The sequence below is a fragment of the Bartonella callosciuri genome, assembly GCF_014203215.1.
Classification (GTDB): domain Bacteria; phylum Pseudomonadota; class Alphaproteobacteria; order Rhizobiales; family Rhizobiaceae; genus Bartonella; species Bartonella callosciuri.
Window position 1 is genome coordinate 28,195 of the sequence record NZ_JACHIM010000002.1, and the last position, 16,948, is coordinate 45,142.

Genomic DNA, 16,948 nt, shown 5'->3' on the forward strand with positions numbered 1-16,948 from the left:
ACGAGGGGGGAGTATTTTGTGGCTTTTAAAGGAATGTTGTCTATGTAGTGTTTAGAAGTGAGAATGATTTTGTACACGCAATAAGTAAAGGTTTTATTTGATAGAATCATTTTCAACTCTCTTTTCTTGTTTCAATTTTCACAGCTTTAGCTATTAATATTAAAGGGGGCGAAAGAGGTTTGGAAAGGTGCTTTTGCTACTAAGATGAGAGAGCTTTTGCGCTTTTTAGCACGAAAGCTAAAATTCTGGGATCGGTGAGGTTGAGTTTATATTCTTTTAAGTAAAAGATGGCATTCTGCTTGTTACACTCTTAAGATAAGATTATTAATTTTTTATGTTGTAGTTCGTGTTGATTGTGGTGCGGTGGTTTAAAAAATGGAAAGTTGACCCACTTTGACTTTGTTACAAATTATTATCGCTTTTATCTTATTTTTTTTTGTTGCGTCTATGTTGGCGATTTACACATATGGACGTTTTGTGAAAAGTGCTAGGGGGACGTGTTCTTATGCGTTGACTGTTAAGAAAGATGAAACCAAGTTTGATCGGATAGTAAGTCGATTAGCAGAAGAAACGGATGGATTAGGGGTTGATAAAGATGCTCTTTCACTCATCATTAGCAATTTGGATGCGTTTTGTGTCCGTGCCATAGGAGCAGCACAGGCGGGGCGTAGTCTTGATCTAATGTATTATATTTGGGATGATGATTTAACAGGGCGCTTATTATTAAGTGAAATAGTGGAGGCAGCTGATCGTGGTGTTCGGGTACGACTGCTTTTAGATGATATTAATGCTCAAGCACGTGATCCAGCTTATATTGCGTTGGATAAACATCCTCATATTGAGGTGAGAATGTTTAATCCAGGACGATCACGTAAGGGTGGTTTACGCCGTGGTTTAGAGATTATGTTGCGGGCAATTACTGTAACGCGCAGAATGCATAATAAAGCTTTTATTGTGGATGGCCGGGTGGCTTTTGTAGGAGGACGTAATCTTGCAGATTCTTATTTTGATGCTGGTAAAAAATCACATTTTCGAGATTTAGATTTGATGTTAATCGGTCCCTCGGTTAAAAAAGTGGAAACCGTTTTTGATGACTTTTGGAATAGTGCTGTCGTTTTACCGATTCATACTTTGGTTGTTCCTAAAAATGCAAGTGATCTTAGCTATTGGAAGGAGAAGCTGCGAAAGTTTCGTGATTCCAAGGTTGCAAAAGTTTATTTAGATTATGTCAAAGATCATATTAATTTTGATTGTTTTATCCAGACAGGAAAGAGATTATTTTTAGCAGATAAAGTTGTTGTTCTTTCTGATCCTCCGGAAAAAGCGTTGCGCAAAAAAGCTGGAAATTGGCTCATGAAGGCACTTTCACAGGTTATTGGGGATGCCCAAAAAACTGTTCAAATTACATCACCTTACTTTGTTCCTGGTAAGGCAGGTACGCGGAATTTTAGCAACTTGGTTTCAAAGGGTGTTGATGTCAAAATTCTTACGAATTCCTTAGCAGCGACCGATGTAGCGCTTGTTCATGGTGGTTATGTGCCGTACCGTAAAGCGTTATTAAAAAGTGGAGTTAAGCTTTATGAGTTAAAACCGGATAGAAACATGCACGGGTTGCGATTGTTTCGATCAAGTAAAGCAAGTTTACATGCTAAAGCTTTTTTAGTTGATCGTAAAACTGCTTTTATTGGATCTTTAAACTTTGATCCCAGGTCAGCTGCTCTAAATACAGAAATGGGCATTCTTTTTGAATGTGCACCAATTACTGCTAGGTTAGATTTGCTTTTTTCTGAAGAAACGACAGGTGAGATGAGTTATCGTCTCCGCCTTGATGATAACAATCGTATTTATTGGGACTTTATTGAAAACGAAAAACAGCATAGTGTTGATCATGAGCCAGAAAGTCATTTTTGGCGCCGTGCATTTGCCAAAATAATAAGTTGGTTACCCATTGAATCGCAATTGTAGATTTTATAAATAATAATTATTTTTCTTTTCATTTTGTTTGTATCATGGCATAATTTTTTGCCAATCCACAACGTATGAGAACTGCAGTTGTATTTTAAAACACCTTGCGGTGTTTTTTTATAAAAGGAATTTGGCTATGGCAAAGATTGTTGAAACGGGGACAGGTGCATTGGCACTAACTTTTGATGATGTGCTTTTACAGCCTGGTCATTCTCTTGTTATGCCTAGCCAAGTAGATCTTAGAACGCGTATTGCAGCTGATATTAGGCTAAATTTGCCATTGCTTTCTGCTGCAATGGATACTGTAACAGAATCACGCTTAGCTATCGCGATGGCTCAGGCTGGTGGTCTTGGTGTTATCCATCGTAATATGTCTCCTACAGAGCAAGCTGAAGAAGTTCGTCAGGTGAAAAAATTTGAATCTGGTATGGTTGTCAATCCAGTAAAAATTGGGCCAGATGCAACACTTGAAGAAGCAAAAGCTTTAATGCGTTCTCATAGTATTTCCGGTATTCCTGTTGTTGAAAATGGTGCAAAAGGTGAGACTGCTGGCCGGCTTGTTGGCATTTTGACAAATAGGGATGTCCGTTTTGCATCGGATCCAAAACAAAAAATTCATGAATTAATGACATATGAAAATTTGATCACAGTGCGTGAAAATGTCCAACTCAGTGAAGCGAAGTATCTTTTACATCATCACCGTATTGAAAAATTATTGGTCGTGGATGAACAAAATCTCTGTGTTGGCTTGATAACAGTTAAGGATATTGAAAAAGCACAATTAAATCCAAATGCTGCCAAAGATTCTCAAGGTCGCTTGCGTGTTGCAGCAGCCAGTAGTGTGGGAAATGATGGGATTGAACGAGCTGAACGATTAATTGACGCAGGTGTTGATGTGTTGGTAATTGATACAGCGCATGGACATTCTCAACGTGTGCTAGAAACCGTTGAGCGGATTAAAAAAATGACGTGTTCTCCAGCTGTTATTGCTGGTAATGTAGCGACTTCTCAAGCAACGCAGGCGTTAATTGATAGTGGTGCAGATGCTGTAAAGGTTGGTATTGGTCCTGGTTCTATTTGCACAACACGAATTGTTGCAGGTGTTGGTGTACCTCAACTGGCAGCCATTATGAGTGCTGCAGAAGTTGCTGAAAAAATGGGTATTCCTGTCATTGCTGATGGCGGGATAAAAGCTTCGGGTGATTTTGCTAAAGCTTTAGCAGGTGGGGCTTGTGCTGCTATGATTGGTTCTCTTTTAGCGGGCACAGATGAAAGTCCTGGTGAAGTTTATCTCTATAAAGGGCGATCTTTTAAAGCCTATCGCGGTATGGGATCAGTTGGTGCTATGGCGAGGGGATCGGCAGATCGCTATTTTCAGGATGAAGTTCGTGATGAGCTTAAGTTGGTTCCTGAAGGCGTTGAGGGACAAGTGGCTTATAAAGGTCCTATAGCATCGGTTCTACACCAGCTTGCTGGTGGGTTGCGTGCTTCGATGGGGTATGTTGGAGCAAAAAATCTAGCAGAGTTTCGTGAAAAAGCGACATTTGTTCGTATTACTAATGCCGGACTTCATGAAAGCCATACACATGATGTTGTTATCACACGGGAGAGTCCAAATTATCGTGGTCCTGTTTGATGGATAAGATCTTAAGACTGCCTTATATGGTATAAAAATATTTTGAAAAGATGTATTGAGATTGTCTTTTTTCTCTTTGTAATTTTTTACCATAATCCTAAAAGGAAAAGAATTGGAGGCTGATATTCCAATTCCTTCCGTAGGTTATATGAAATGAAGGGAATTAACTTTTTGTTGTTTTCCGCTCCGTCTTTGACGCACGTTGGCGAGTGTTAGCCTGATCACTTTGGATGGACTTCTTTCCATTGTTTGAGGTTATTGTATTGTGACGGCTTTTAGATGAAGTTGTTTTTCCATTATTGTAAGTGTTCATTATTTTCTCCTTTTAAATTATCTGGCTTAAAGCCAGTACAGTAAAAACGGTCATGCCAAATAGTGGTTCCAAGCGTTTTCTAAAAAGTTAATATTTTGTCGGGAATAAGATGCGTGTGTCGGTATTAGTAGAAGTGTTTTTCCACATTTTCAGAAAGATAATATTTTAAAGATAGTCGATATTTTATATGATGTGCTGTTTATAGAGAGCTATGAAAATTTAATTTACGAAGGAAATAAGGGTTTGATAAATTTTGCGTACACATGTTGGCAGAGGGATTTTAAGGGACCATTCGGCTTTGCGGTTCAAGTTAGAGTATATATGTATTTTGACTTGAGAAGAATCTAAACAGATAGCATATGAAAGGAAAAATCCTAGTGTACTAAAAAGCGTGATTAGAATTATACGGAACGCAATGAAAATTTGAGATAGTCTTAATAAGATTGTCACTGGCAATAAGAGAGATGATGTTATTCTTTTCTTAAAGGGTTTGGACTTTTGTTGAAATTCAATGGGAGAAATAGATGCGATTAGGCGGGCGTTTGCAGGCAGCAATAGATATTCTAAAAGAGATAGAAATTCGATATCGCCCAACAGGTGAAGCTTTAAAAGATTGGGGAGTTTCTCATCGCTTTGCTGGTGCAGGTGATCGCGCAGCGATTGGTACAATCGTTTATGATGTTTTGAGACGGCGTTATTCTTTGCAATGGCGTATGGAGAGTGATGATATTAGGGATATCGTTTTTGGTACCTTATTAGATACTGGAAAAATGACGATTGAACAAATTGATAGTGAATTAGCAGAAGATCGATTTGCACCGCAGTTATTAGGGGCTCGGCAGCGTCAATCATGGCAAAAACAGCAATTAATTGATGCGCCAGACTATATTCGTGGTGATATTCCCCAATGGTGTCAAGCGCATCTTTTTCCTTCATTTGCTGACAATTGGGTTATTGAAGCTGCTGCGTTAGCAACACGTCCTTCTTTAGATTTACGTGTGAATAGCCTGAAGGCAACGCCAGAAAAAGTGCTTAAAGAATTAGCAAAAACCAAAGTGCAATCGTTGTCATGGTTTTCGCAAGCCTTAAGAATTGCGCCGATCAAAAAATTTGAACGTCATCCCAATGTTCAAGTTGAACCAGCTTTTCAAAAAGGGCACTTTGAAATACAGGATTTGGGATCTCAAATTGTTGCTTATCTTGCTGAAGCAAAAGCAAGTATGCAGGTATTAGATTATTGTGCTGGAGCTGGCGGTAAAACATTAGCTTTAGCTGCTAATATGAAGAATCAGGGACAAATTTATGCTTATGATTCAGACAAAGCCCGTTTAGCCCCTATTTTTGATCGTTTGCGACGCGCTGGTGTTCGGAATGTACAGCCACGTGGGCATATAGAAGAATTAAAGTCATTAGTAGGCCGGATGGATATAGTTTTACTAGACGCACCATGTAGTGGTACAGGGACATGGCGACGTCGACCAGATACAAAATGGCGTTTGACGTTAGAACAGGTCAGACAACGCCAAATACAACAGAAGGTTATTTTGAATGAGGCTATAGATTATCTTAAGCCAAATGGGCGTTTAGTCTATATTACATGTTCTCTTTTTGTGGATGAAAATGAAGAACAAATTTTCCGTTTTCTGCAACAACATTCCAATTTTTATCCAATAAATATGCGTGCACTTTGGCAGCAGCATTTTAGTTTTTCATTTATTCAACCGAACTTTTCAAATTATGGACTCACCTTATCACCTGCGACAACAAAAACAGATGGTTTCTTTTTATCTGTGTTGCAAAAAAAACATTGATACATATTTTGGCATTTTTTATCTTAAATTTTACGAGAAAAACCTTTTTTAAAGCTAATAGGCTTGTGAAAAGAGAAAGATTGAATAATAAATCCCATTAGTTCTTTTTTACAATTATTGATTGGTTTTCTATGAGCGTAACACATCTAGACACTGTTCTTATTATCGATTTTGGTTCACAAGTGACACAACTTATCGCACGGCGGGTGCGGGCAATGGGTGTCTATTGTGAAATTGTTCCTTTTCAGTTTGCTTTAGAAAGCATCAAACGAGTAAGACCTAAAGCTGTTATTTTATCAGGAAGCCCTTATTCAGTTCTTGACGATGGTTCGCCGCGTGTTCCGATGGAAATTTTTGAAATTGGTGTTCCAGTTTTTGGGATTTGTTATGGTGAACAAGTTATGTGTGTTCAGCTTGGAGGAAAAGTTGAATCTGGACATGAGCGTGAGTTTGGGCGCGTTTTTTTGGAGGTACAAGAAAATGATGCACTTTTTGATGGTGTTTGGGAAAAAGGATCTTGTTATCAAGTATGGATGAGTCACGGTGATCGTGTGACGGCTTTACCAGAAGGCTTTCATGTTATAGGGACCTCAAAAGGCGCTCCCTATGCTGCTATTGCTGATGAAAAACGGCGCTTTTATGCAGTGCAGTTTCATCCTGAAGTTGTTCATACACCCGATGGTGAAAAGTTGTTGCAAAATTTTGTTCATAAAATCTCTGGTCTTAAAAGCAATTGGTCAATGGCTTCTTATCGTGAGAAAGCAATTGCTACAATACGACAAAAAGTTGGAAAAAGTCGTGTCATCTGTGGTCTTTCAGGTGGTGTAGATTCATCAGTTGTGGCTGTGCTTCTCCATGAAGCAATAGGAGACCAATTGACATGTATTTTGGTAGATCATGGGTTGATGCGCAAGAACGAGGCTGAAGAAGTTCTTACACTCTTTCGCGATCATTATAATATAGAGCTTATTCACGTGAATGCCGCCGATATGTTTTTCAATGCTCTAGAAGGTGAGACAGACCCAGAGAGAAAACGCAAAACGATAGGCCGCCTTTTTATTGAAGTTTTTGAAGAAGAAACCAAAAAAATAGGAGGTGCGGAATTTTTAGCACAGGGCACGCTTTATCCAGATGTGATTGAGAGTGTATCAGCGATTGGTGAGTCAGTAACAATTAAAAGTCATCATAATGTAGGGGGATTGCCGGAACGGATGAACATGAAGCTTGTAGAGCCATTACGTGAGTTGTTTAAGGATGAGGTTCGCTCGCTAGGGCGAGAATTAGGATTGCCGGAGCAATTTATTGGCCGTCATCCTTTTCCAGGTCCCGGTCTGGCAATTCGGTGTCCAGGTGCAGTTACACGTGAAAAATTAGAGATTTTACGTGAAGCGGATGCCATTTATCTTGATGAAATTCGTAAAGCCGGCCTTTATGATGAAATTTGGCAGGCTTTTGCTGTTCTTCTACCTGTTAAGACTGTTGGTGTGATGGGTGATGGACGCACTTATGAATTTGTTTGTGCTCTTCGTGCGGTAATATCTGTAGATGGGATGACGGCTGACTTTTATCACTATGATATGGAGTTTTTAAGCAAAACAGCAGCTCGTATTATTAATGAGGTAAAGGGTATTAATCGGGTTGTGTATGATATAACTTCAAAGCCTCCCGGTACCATTGAGTGGGAATGATTGAAACGGAGTAGAAACCTTTTAAGAACAGAGTGTTGTTCAAAATTTGTTATTCTAGCAAGTAAACAGAAGAAGGCAGTTTTTAAAAAAAATTGTGTGATTTTAAAAAGTCATTAACTGGTCGCGTGTTGATCAATATCGTTCAAAATTGAGAAGTGTGAAGTTTTGTATGTCTGAGAAAAAAATTGTTGCACACCGTGGTGGAGCCCATCTTTATCCTGAAAATACACTTTCGGCATTTCGACATGCCATTGCATTGGGAATTGATGAAATTGAATGTGACGTTCATCTACTTAAGAGTGGTGAAGTGGTCGTATTTCACGATTTTTGTCTAGAACAATTGGTTGGGAAAACAGGATATATTCATGATATTGATAATGAAACACGCAAACAACTCTGCATAAAAGGAAGTAGCGAAGCTCCCCCTTTGCTAGAAGAAGTGCTTGATCTTTTAGCACCAACCAATGTTGCATTGCATCTTGAAATAAAAACATGTGGTGAAGTTGAACGTGAAACGATTTTATCTCAAAAAGCGCTTGCGTTAATAAAAAGTCGAAATTTAGCAGAACGGGTTTCTGCAATCAGTTTTGATCCTGCAAGCCTTCGTCCTTTCATTGAAGCAGGAATAACATCTGGCCCATGTATTGATAGCTTTGAAGGTGATATGCACCGTCATTTTTCTGAGTGGAAACAATTGGGATATTCTGATCTGAGTTTGTATGGCTTCATTGTCTCACGCGATTTTATTGAATCTGCTGTTGATGCTGGTTTTACTGTAGGGGTCTGGACAATCAATGGGAGAGCCCGATTGTCACATTGGCTTGATATGCCTGTCCATTATATTACGACAGACCAGCCTGACCTCGCTTTACAATTGCGCACACAAAGATAAAAAGCATACGTCTGTCATATAAGAAAAATGATACTGTTTAACAAAGCTGAACTTAATAGGAAAACGTAGAAAGTATTTACTGAATCCACTTATAAGGTCAAAGTTTTCACTTTATTTACTTATGACTTGTGCGTTTTCCTGTAGTTTTATTAAAAGTATGAAAGTTTTGATAGGCGACAGTGAAGTTTAGTTTTTTTCCATAGTCATGTGTAAGACGCTCTTTTATTTCAATAGTAAAAATATTGTCATTCCAACGCGTTAAAACATGGCATCCTGTTCCAACAGGCTTAATAAGCTCAATCTGTGTTTCGAAGACAGGTCCTTGATCTGGATATTCCCCCAACAAGATAACTTCTGGTCTGAATGCCAAAAGATCAGTTTCTTCACTATAAGATAATGAATGAGTTAAATGTTTTTCTAGGATTGGGCGATCAAGAAAATTCATAGGAGGAGAACCAATAAAATCAGCAACAAATGTTGTTGCTGGATAATCATAAATTTCCATTGGTGTTCCAATTTGCTCGATAGCTCCTTTATTCATGACAACTATTCTATCAGCCAATGTCATTGCTTCTAGTTGATCATGGGTAACATAAAGACTGGTTGTACCCAATGAACGTTGAAGTGTTTTAATCTCAATACACATTTGTGCCCGCAATTTTGCATCAAGATTTGAGAGAGGTTCATCAAAGAGAAAAACACGTGGTTGACGAACAATCACACGCCCCATTGCAACACGTTGGCGTTGCCCTCCTGATAATTGTCGTGGTTTACGATCGAGAAATTGCTCTATTTGCAAAAGTTTTGCGGCGTGTGTGATACGCCTATTTATTTCATCTTTAGGTGTTTTACGATTTTTAAGACCATATTCTAAATTTCCACGGACTGTCATATGGGGATAAAGTGCGTAATTTTGAAAGACCATAGCAATGTCACGATCAGCTGGTTCACGTTCATTGATACGCTCGTTATCAATACAGAGTTCACCAGATGTGATTTGTTCAAGTCCTGCAATGATACGTAATAGCGTTGATTTTCCACATCCTGAAGGACCAACAAGGACCAGAAGCTCCCTGTCTGCAACCGTTAAATTTAAATCATCAATGACTAAAATGCCGTTGGCATACTGTTTTTTTATATTTGATAACTGGATTATGGCCACAGTCATTTCTCCGTTTCAATAAGACCTTTGATAAAGAGCCGCTGCATGCAGATGACGACAAGAACAGGCGGCACCATGGCAGCGACCGATACTGCCATGAGTATATTCCATTGAGGATCATGTTGAAGCGATTCTACGATAAGCTGTTTTAGAATAATAAGAATAGTTTGATGGTTTTGATCAGTTGTAACTATAAGAGGCCAAAGATATTGTATCCATCCATAAATGAACATAATAATAAATAAAGCGGCGATATTGCTTTTGCTGAGAGGGAGAAGAATATCTTTAAAAAATTTAAATGGTCCTGCACCATCAACACGAGCAGCTTCTAAGAGTTCATCAGGAACAGTTAAAAAAAACTGACGAAATAAAAATGTAGCCGTTGCAGATGCAATGAGCGGAATAATCATTCCACCATAGGTGTTTATCATGCCTAACTGTGCAGCGATTGTATATGTTGGAATAATTCGAACTTCAACAGGGAGCATCAATGTAATAAAGATAAGGACAAAAGCAGTCTTTCGAAAGGGAAAGCGCATATAGACAATTGCATAAGCAGAAAAGAGTGAAATGATAATTTTTCCAATACTAATGCCAAGTGCCATAATAAGCGAATTCATTAAAAGTGGCCAAAGATTCGGTAAACCCATCTGTACAAGACCATCACCAAAGATTGTTTTATAGTTTTCTAGAGCATATTTCCCCGGCAAAAGTGGAAGTGTTCCTGAACTAAATGCTGCTGAACTATGGGTTGATGCAATAATAGCAACGTAAACCGGAAAGCAAATAATGATAATACCAATAATGAGAGTAAAATGGGTTAGAAACTTTAAAACAGGGCGATTTTCAACCATAACTCGCTTCCTAGTATTGTACACGACGTTCAATCCAGCGGAACTGAATAAACGTTAAGGCAATAACCATCAACATCAATATTGTTGATTGTGCTGCTGATGCACCGATTATTTGATTTTTAAAACCATCGTCATACACTTTGTAGACGAGAGTGCTTGTTGCACGTGCAGGACCTCCAGAGGTTATGGTATCAATAATACCAAATGTATCAAACATAACATAATGAATATTAATGATAAGAAGAAAAAAGGTCGTTGGTGAAATTTGCGGAAAAACTACGGTCCAAAATCGTTTAAAAGGGCTAGCACCATCAATTGCTGCTGCCTCTATTTGGGAACGTGGAATAGATTGGAGACCAGCAAGAAAAAAAAGAAAATTATAGGAGATCTGTTTCCAGCTGGCTGCAATAACAATAAGGATCATTGCTTGAGTGCCATTAATACGATAATTCCATATAATACCTATTTTTTCCAAAAGAATAGGGACAATCCCTATGGTTGGATGAAAGATAAATAACCATAATATCCCTGCTAATACTGGTGCAACAGCATAAGGCCAGAGTAAAAGTGTTGTATAGACCTTTTTTGAGCGGATGACACGATCAACACAAACAGCCAAAAGAAGCGATATCGTCATTGAAGTGACAGTAACTGAAACGGAAAATACTGCGGTTGTAAAAAGTGATTTTAAATAAGCAGGATCAGAGAGAACAGTCACATAATTTTCAAAACCGATAAAGGTTGTTGTAAAGCCAAAAGGATCCTCACGTTCAAAAGATGACTTTATCGCTTGGGCAGCAGGCCACAAGAAAAACAAAAAAGTCACCATGAGCTGAGGGAAAAGAAACCAGTAAGAAAGTAGACTATTTTTAAAATATGCGTGTTTTTCTTGCATTGGCAGGGCTCTTTAAACACAAAGACTTAAAAAGGATAAAAAAGAATTGAAAGAACTCGACCATTTTGTTGAGTTTTTAATATTTAACGCTAATAACAAGACCTTAATGATTGGCTTTTTCAAATTCGCGCAGGAGTTTATTACCATGCTCAACGGCTTCATTTAATGCATCTTTTGGTGTTTTTGAACCATTAAGAACGGCTTCTAGTTCTTGATCAAGAATGGAACGAATTTGCGGTAAATTACCAAATCTTATGCCCTTTGAATGAATAGTTGGTGGGTTAAGAGTGATCTGTTTTATGGCAATATCCGCTCCGGCATTTTTATCGTAATAATGTTGTTCTTTGCTCAATTCATAAGCAGCTTTTGTGGTTGGAAGGTAACCTGTTATCTGATGCCACTTAGCTTGATTCTCTGCTTGTGAGAGAAATTTAAGGAAAGCAGCTGCACCTGCATATTCTTCAAGTTTATGCCCTTTTAGAGCCCAAATAGAGGCACCTCCAATAACTGAATTTTGTGGTGCACCTTCTATATCATCATAGTAAGGCAACATACCAAATCCAACATTGAATTGTGCTTCGGAAAGGATTCCTGCACGCGATCCTGAAGATTGCATAAAGATTGCACAATTTTGTGTCATAAACATTGGTGTTGCATCTAATGCACCGGAAGGGCCACCATAGCGGAAAATACCTTTATCAGACCATTTTTTAAGATCGGTCCACATACGCACTTGTAATGGCCCATTAAAGGTAAGTTCTGAATCAAGCCCACCGAAACCATTTTCTTTCGTCCCAAAAGGAACATTATGCAATGCTGAAAAATTCTCTATGCCAATCCATTGGGCTGCATAAGCCATTGTAAAACCACAACTTGCTGCTTTAGTTTCAAGAATTTTTTTGGAAAAATTTTCGACTTCTTGCCATGTTTTTGGTGGCTGTTCTGGATCAAGTCCTGCTTTTTTAAAGATATCTTTATTATAATAAAGGATTGGTGTTGAAACGTTGAATGGCATAGAAAGCATTCGTCCCTGAACATCGGAGTAATAACCACTTATGGCAGGAAAATAATTTGTAGAGTTGAATTCTTGTTTTGTGTCAGCCATAAGTTGATAAATGGGATAAACTGCGCCTTTTGCAGCCATCATGGTTCCCGTTCCGATTTCATAGATTTGGGCGAGAACCGGTTGTTGTTTTCCGCGAAATGCTGAAATAAGTGAGACCATGCCCTCTTCATATTCACCACGAAATGAAGAAATAACTTTGTACTTAGATTGGCTGGCATTAAAGTCATTAATGAGACTTTCAGTTTGTTTTCCTAGTTCGCCACTCATAGAATGCCAAAAGCTAATTTTTGTTTGTGCAAAACTCGCTGTTGTCATGCCGATAGCAACTGTAAATGTTGCTATGAAAATATAAAGACGACTCATGCTCAACCTTTTCTGAAGTGATGGAATACAGATTTCTCCAAAATTGATAGTATTACACATGAACATGCCATGACAGTTTTGTTTCAGAAATATGCTAGTTCATTTAAACAGGAACCACCAAAAGGTCAAACGAATTTGTTGAGATTTATTAGTTTTTCCTTTGTGAGTGCTATTGTGTGTTAACGAGATCACTATAAACATCTGATAAAAATTGAATGGTGCAATAAATAAAGTATGAAGTAAACTCTGTGTACTCTACTTATAACAACGTCTGCTAAAACATCTGCTAAGGTAGCTTTTTAAAAGTTGATTTAATGAGCGGATATTACTTTTTAAACCCTCTGGTGGATTCACCAAAATCATGCCTTTAATTTGTGTTTTAGAATCTCTCTAACAAGCCTTGATCCCTAAAGTTAATGAGAGACTCTTGGGGTTCTAATGATGTCTTTGGGCTATAAAATCGCTTGTTTTAGCGTTCCTATACGGTTCAGAAACTATGATTTATGAGGCGTTTCGATTGGCGTCAAAATAAAAAAATTATTACATAGGTGTTGTTAGTTTTATGGGCAAAAAACAATTTTAAAATAAAACGTATAATTGCAAAAAAACGTCAAAAATTTTGGATAACATAATCAGCTCTTTTCAGGAGCAGTAAATGCATCTTTAGAAAATTTGGAAAATGAGACAGTTAATTCACGAATAAATGGTGTTTTTTGTGAGGGATATTTTTTGATTTGTCTTGGATAATTTCTATAAGACTTTTTAAAAAGCCTTTAGAGAAATTTTTAAGCTTTCCGGAAGTGTTTTTCTGTTTAACACATTATCAGATGTATTTGGAGCACCTAAAGAAAAGTTTTCCAATGTAACATAATTTCGGAACCGCCTAAGAAGGATAGAACAGTCCATTTTAGTTATGGAGCAGGGGTGTTGTTAGGTGTTTTGAAAGTTTTTCTCTGCTTGATGGGTAACACATAGATTTTCAAAATCGCGATAAAAAATAAAATAACAGACGTTTTGTGATGATATCATTTAAATTATTTTCTGCTAATATCGCCATTGCATGTTGAGTTGTTGCCTTTATTTTTCAAAATCATTACGCCTTTTAAGCATGATATAGACGATAAAGCTATCCATATTCTCACATATTCGTTATAATTTCTGATTCATAAATATCTGAGCATCAAATATCCCTGTTACCAATATTGATAACAGTGTAAATTCTAATGACTGTAATTTTATTATTTTTTTATCTTCTCTTTATACAGTTACATTTTAGTGCTTTGTTATCGCATCGATAATAGTCTTAACATTATGTTCCATCATATCAAGATAAGTCGCAGCAGGACCATTTTTGTTTGATAATGCATCAGAATAGAGTGTTCCACCGATTTTTAAACCTGTTTCTTTTGAAATCTGGTTTATGAGACGGGGGTTAGAAATATTTTCAACGAATAGAGCGGCCGCTTTCTTGGCTTTAATTTGTTTGATAAGTTTGGCTACGTCGGCTGCAGTTGCTTCAGCTTCTGTTGAAGCACTTTGAGGTGCAAGTATGGTAAAATCATATTCTTGAGCAAAATAGCCAAAAGCATCGTGAGATGTGATAATAATACGCTTATCTTTTGGGAGAATGGCAATCTTTGCTTTAAGTGTTTCTTGGGCTCTTTTAAGCTTTTTAATGTAAGATTCGGCATTTTTGCTGTAGTTTGCACAGGATTGTTGATCGATTTTACAGAAAGCAGTGGCGATATTTTTAACATAAATTTCAGCGTTAGGGATAGTTTGCCAAGCATGTGGATCAATATCACCGTGGTGATGAGGTCGTTGGGTATCATGTTCTTGATCTTTAATTTCGAGGGGAGGAATGTTGGAACTGACTTCAACAAGAAGTGCTTTTGTACCGCTTGCTGCGATGAGGCGGTCAATGAAGCCTTCTAGATGAAGTCCGTTGATGAAAATAATATCAGCCTTTCTAAGGGCTTGGGCATCACGGGGGGTAGGTTCATAAGTGTGGGTACTCGCATTGGGGCCAACAAAAGTGGTTATAGAAATACGGTCGCCCCCTACGTTTTTGACTAAATCTGCAAGAATAGAAAAGCTGGCGATAACTTTAATCTTATTATATGCAGAAGCAGAAAATGGAAAAAGAGCAAACAATAACAGCGTTCCAAGAAGAACAAATTGTTGAATAAGTTTAGACATATTATTTCCTTAAGGTGGGAAGAGATTTATAGAAGAGATGGGGAAACCATGCCACAATAAGGCCGCGTGGACTTGTGAAGCAGGAAAAAACATAAATAGATCCTGCAGCAATGATGATGGCAGGGCCGGAGGGAAGTGATAGATGAAAAGAAAGCAGTAGTCCGCATATGCTCGCAATGATTCCTAAAAGGATGGAAAGTATGCAGATAGGGCCAAGACGCGAAAGCCAAAAACGGGCTGTAATGGCTGGAATCATCATAATGCCAACAGAAAGTAATGTCCCCAGTGATTGGAAACCACCAACCAGATTCAACACAACAAGTCCGAGCAATGATACATGAACATATTTGCTCAATGGAGAGAGTGATTTAAAAAAGAAGGAATCAAAGCTTTCTACTACCAGTGCACGCCAGAAAATGCAGAGACTACACACTGTGATGAGCATGATAGTAGCAATCAAAAAAAGAGCTTGTGTATCAAGTGCAAGCACCGAGCCAAATAAGAGATGAAGCAGATCAATTGTGGACTTTTTAAGTGAAACAAGAATGACGCCTGTCGCAAGTGCAATCAAATAAAAGACTGTCATTGATGCATCTTCTTTCTGAAAGCTATTTCGTGAAGTCAAAACGGTTGCTAAAGCAACAATGATTCCAGCTAAGATGCCGCCAAGTGTCATAGAGATAAGTGAGAATCCACAGAAAAGAAAAGCAGCTGCAACACCAGGAAGAATGGCGTGGGATATAGCGTCTCCTGTTAAACTCATTCCACGTAGCATCAAAAACACCCCAACAGGGCAGGCGCTGATGGATAGAAGGATTGAACCGATAAGCGCGCTTTGCATAAAATGGAAATCAATGAAGGGGGCAAGAAAAAATGTATACACGTATTATAACCTAATAGAATCAGAATCATGAAGGGAAAAATGTTGTTTTAGTGCACCGATACACAAAGAGCTGGATGTGAGAGGTGGTCTAATGTGATGAATATTGTCATGGAAAAACTGTGTTGTTTCTCCATAAAAGGCGCTTTGTTCCTTTATGTGAATCATGTGAGGAAAATATTCTTGCACAATGAGGGGATCGTGAAGGGCTGTAAGAACTGTTCGTCCTTGTTGTTGCCAGTGTGTGATTAACGCAAGAAGGTCTTTTTGAGTATTATGATCGATACCATTGAAAGGTTCATCGAGCAAGATAATATCGGCATCTTGTACAATAATACGCGCAAAAAGAGCGCGTTGTAATTGTCCACTTGAGAGTGTATCAAGGGGACGGGTAGCAAGTGCTGTGAGCCCAACCCTGTCAAGTGCATTTTGAATTTTAGAGTAATAGGGACGCTGGTTTTTCCATAATCCACAAAAAGACCACAGTCCTGTTTTTATAAGCGCTTGTACATCAATTGGAAATGTTTGATCTACATCACATCGTTGAGTAAGATAAGCGATCCGGCTTTTCTTTGGTTTTGTAACTTTACCTTTGAGAGGTTTAATTAATCCAGCGATGGTTTTCAGCAGTGTAGATTTTCCAGCACCATTATCACCCGTTATTGCTATCAACGAGCTCGCTTTTAACTTTGCTGAAAAGCCCTTTATTGCTATTCTATTTACATAGCCTAATGTTGCATCGTCAAAATGCAGATCCATAATTTATAACACCTTTGATTATTGTCTTGGGATAACTATGTAATAATATAACGTTTGTCAATAAAATGTTATATTATTACATCTGTTTTTAGAGCTGAGAATTTCAGTGGGAAGATCGTGGAAAATTCAAAATAATGATTGAATTTTCCTTGACGAAAGAGAGAGTGTGTATACTATATATAGTATCAAAATGACTGGTGATTCTAAATAGACACAAGTGAGGGTATGGTGTGTTTCGTTTGGCATCTGAATTATTTCCATAATATGATCGCGAAGAGTTTATTGACTAAGAGGGGAGCAGTGTTTCTGCTGAGAGATCTCTGTCGGGAGAATTTCCTTTCGTTTTTGTCATGAAAGAGTAAAACTAAGCATTGAGAAGCGCATGCTGGGCGCATTAGTTTTTTAGACAACAGGAGGGAATTGTAATGCAAGCAAAAGATTATTTTATAACTGGGGGGGGCGTTT

The 16,948-nt window shown here is 38.1% G+C and carries 13 protein-coding genes; 5 read left to right on the forward strand and 8 right to left on the reverse strand.

The annotated features are described in order from the left end of the window. Nucleotides 1–393 precede the first annotated feature (393 nt). Nucleotides 394–1,965, forward strand: a complete 1,572-nt coding sequence (locus HNQ69_RS02085; protein WP_183228441.1) for a phospholipase D family protein — start codon at nt 394–396, stop codon at nt 1,963–1,965. Between the two features lie 136 nt (nt 1,966–2,101). After that, nucleotides 2,102–3,601, forward strand: coding sequence for an IMP dehydrogenase (gene guaB, locus HNQ69_RS02090; protein ID WP_183228442.1), 1,500 nt, complete (start codon nt 2,102–2,104; stop codon nt 3,599–3,601). Between the two features lie 163 nt (nt 3,602–3,764). On the opposite strand, the gene HNQ69_RS02095 is transcribed toward guaB, so the two are convergent. After that, on the reverse strand, nt 3,765–3,914 hold the full coding sequence (locus tag HNQ69_RS02095) for a hypothetical protein (protein ID WP_183228443.1): 150 nt from the start codon (nt 3,912–3,914) through the stop codon (nt 3,765–3,767). 524 nt (nt 3,915–4,438) lie between these two features. Between HNQ69_RS02095 and HNQ69_RS02100 the strand changes: the two genes are divergently transcribed. The 3 genes from HNQ69_RS02100 to HNQ69_RS02110 all read left to right on the forward strand — a co-directional run bounded on the left by HNQ69_RS02100 (nt 4,439) and on the right by HNQ69_RS02110 (nt 8,305). Further along, the gene (locus HNQ69_RS02100) at nt 4,439–5,725 is read left to right on the forward strand and encodes an RsmB/NOP family class I SAM-dependent RNA methyltransferase (protein WP_183228444.1); all 1,287 of its coding nucleotides are present in this window, start codon (nt 4,439–4,441) and stop codon (nt 5,723–5,725) included. A 131-nt stretch (nt 5,726–5,856) separates the two neighbouring features. Continuing rightward, on the forward strand, nt 5,857–7,413 hold the full coding sequence (guaA, locus tag HNQ69_RS02105) for a glutamine-hydrolyzing GMP synthase (RefSeq protein ID WP_183228445.1): 1,557 nt from the start codon (nt 5,857–5,859) through the stop codon (nt 7,411–7,413). A gap of 169 nt (nt 7,414–7,582) precedes the next feature. Next, entirely contained in the window at nt 7,583–8,305 is a 723-nt protein-coding gene (locus HNQ69_RS02110) for a glycerophosphodiester phosphodiesterase (RefSeq protein WP_183228446.1), read from the forward strand. 115 nt (nt 8,306–8,420) lie between these two features. On the opposite strand, the gene HNQ69_RS02115 is transcribed toward HNQ69_RS02110, so the two are convergent. The 7 genes from HNQ69_RS02115 to HNQ69_RS02145 form a co-directional block, all read right to left on the reverse strand. Beyond that, nucleotides 8,421–9,467: a sn-glycerol-3-phosphate ABC transporter ATP-binding protein UgpC gene (locus tag HNQ69_RS02115; protein WP_183228447.1), complete on the reverse strand. Its 1,047-nt coding sequence runs from the start codon at nt 9,465–9,467 to the stop codon at nt 8,421–8,423. A gap of 2 nt (nt 9,468–9,469) precedes the next feature. After that, nucleotides 9,470–10,321: a sn-glycerol-3-phosphate ABC transporter permease UgpE gene (gene ugpE / locus HNQ69_RS02120; protein WP_183228448.1), complete on the reverse strand. Its 852-nt coding sequence runs from the start codon at nt 10,319–10,321 to the stop codon at nt 9,470–9,472. A gap of 10 nt (nt 10,322–10,331) precedes the next feature. Next, entirely contained in the window at nt 10,332–11,216 is an 885-nt protein-coding gene (gene ugpA, locus HNQ69_RS02125) for a sn-glycerol-3-phosphate ABC transporter permease UgpA (protein WP_183228449.1), read from the reverse strand. Between the two features lie 103 nt (nt 11,217–11,319). Next, entirely contained in the window at nt 11,320–12,645 is a 1,326-nt protein-coding gene (gene ugpB, locus HNQ69_RS02130; protein ID WP_183228450.1) for a sn-glycerol-3-phosphate ABC transporter substrate-binding protein UgpB, read from the reverse strand. Between the two features lie 1,272 nt (nt 12,646–13,917). Continuing rightward, nucleotides 13,918–14,844, reverse strand: coding sequence for a metal ABC transporter solute-binding protein, Zn/Mn family (locus HNQ69_RS02135; protein WP_183228451.1), 927 nt, complete (start codon nt 14,842–14,844; stop codon nt 13,918–13,920). A gap of 1 nt (nt 14,845) precedes the next feature. After that, nucleotides 14,846–15,727 (reverse strand): metal ABC transporter permease, encoded by an 882-nt coding sequence (locus HNQ69_RS02140; RefSeq protein WP_183228452.1) that lies wholly within the window; start codon nt 15,725–15,727, stop codon nt 14,846–14,848. Nucleotides 15,728–15,730: 3 nt separating this feature from the next. After that, nucleotides 15,731–16,483: an ABC transporter ATP-binding protein gene (locus HNQ69_RS02145; RefSeq protein ID WP_183228453.1), complete on the reverse strand. Its 753-nt coding sequence runs from the start codon at nt 16,481–16,483 to the stop codon at nt 15,731–15,733. Between the last annotated feature and the right edge of the window lie 465 nt (nt 16,484–16,948).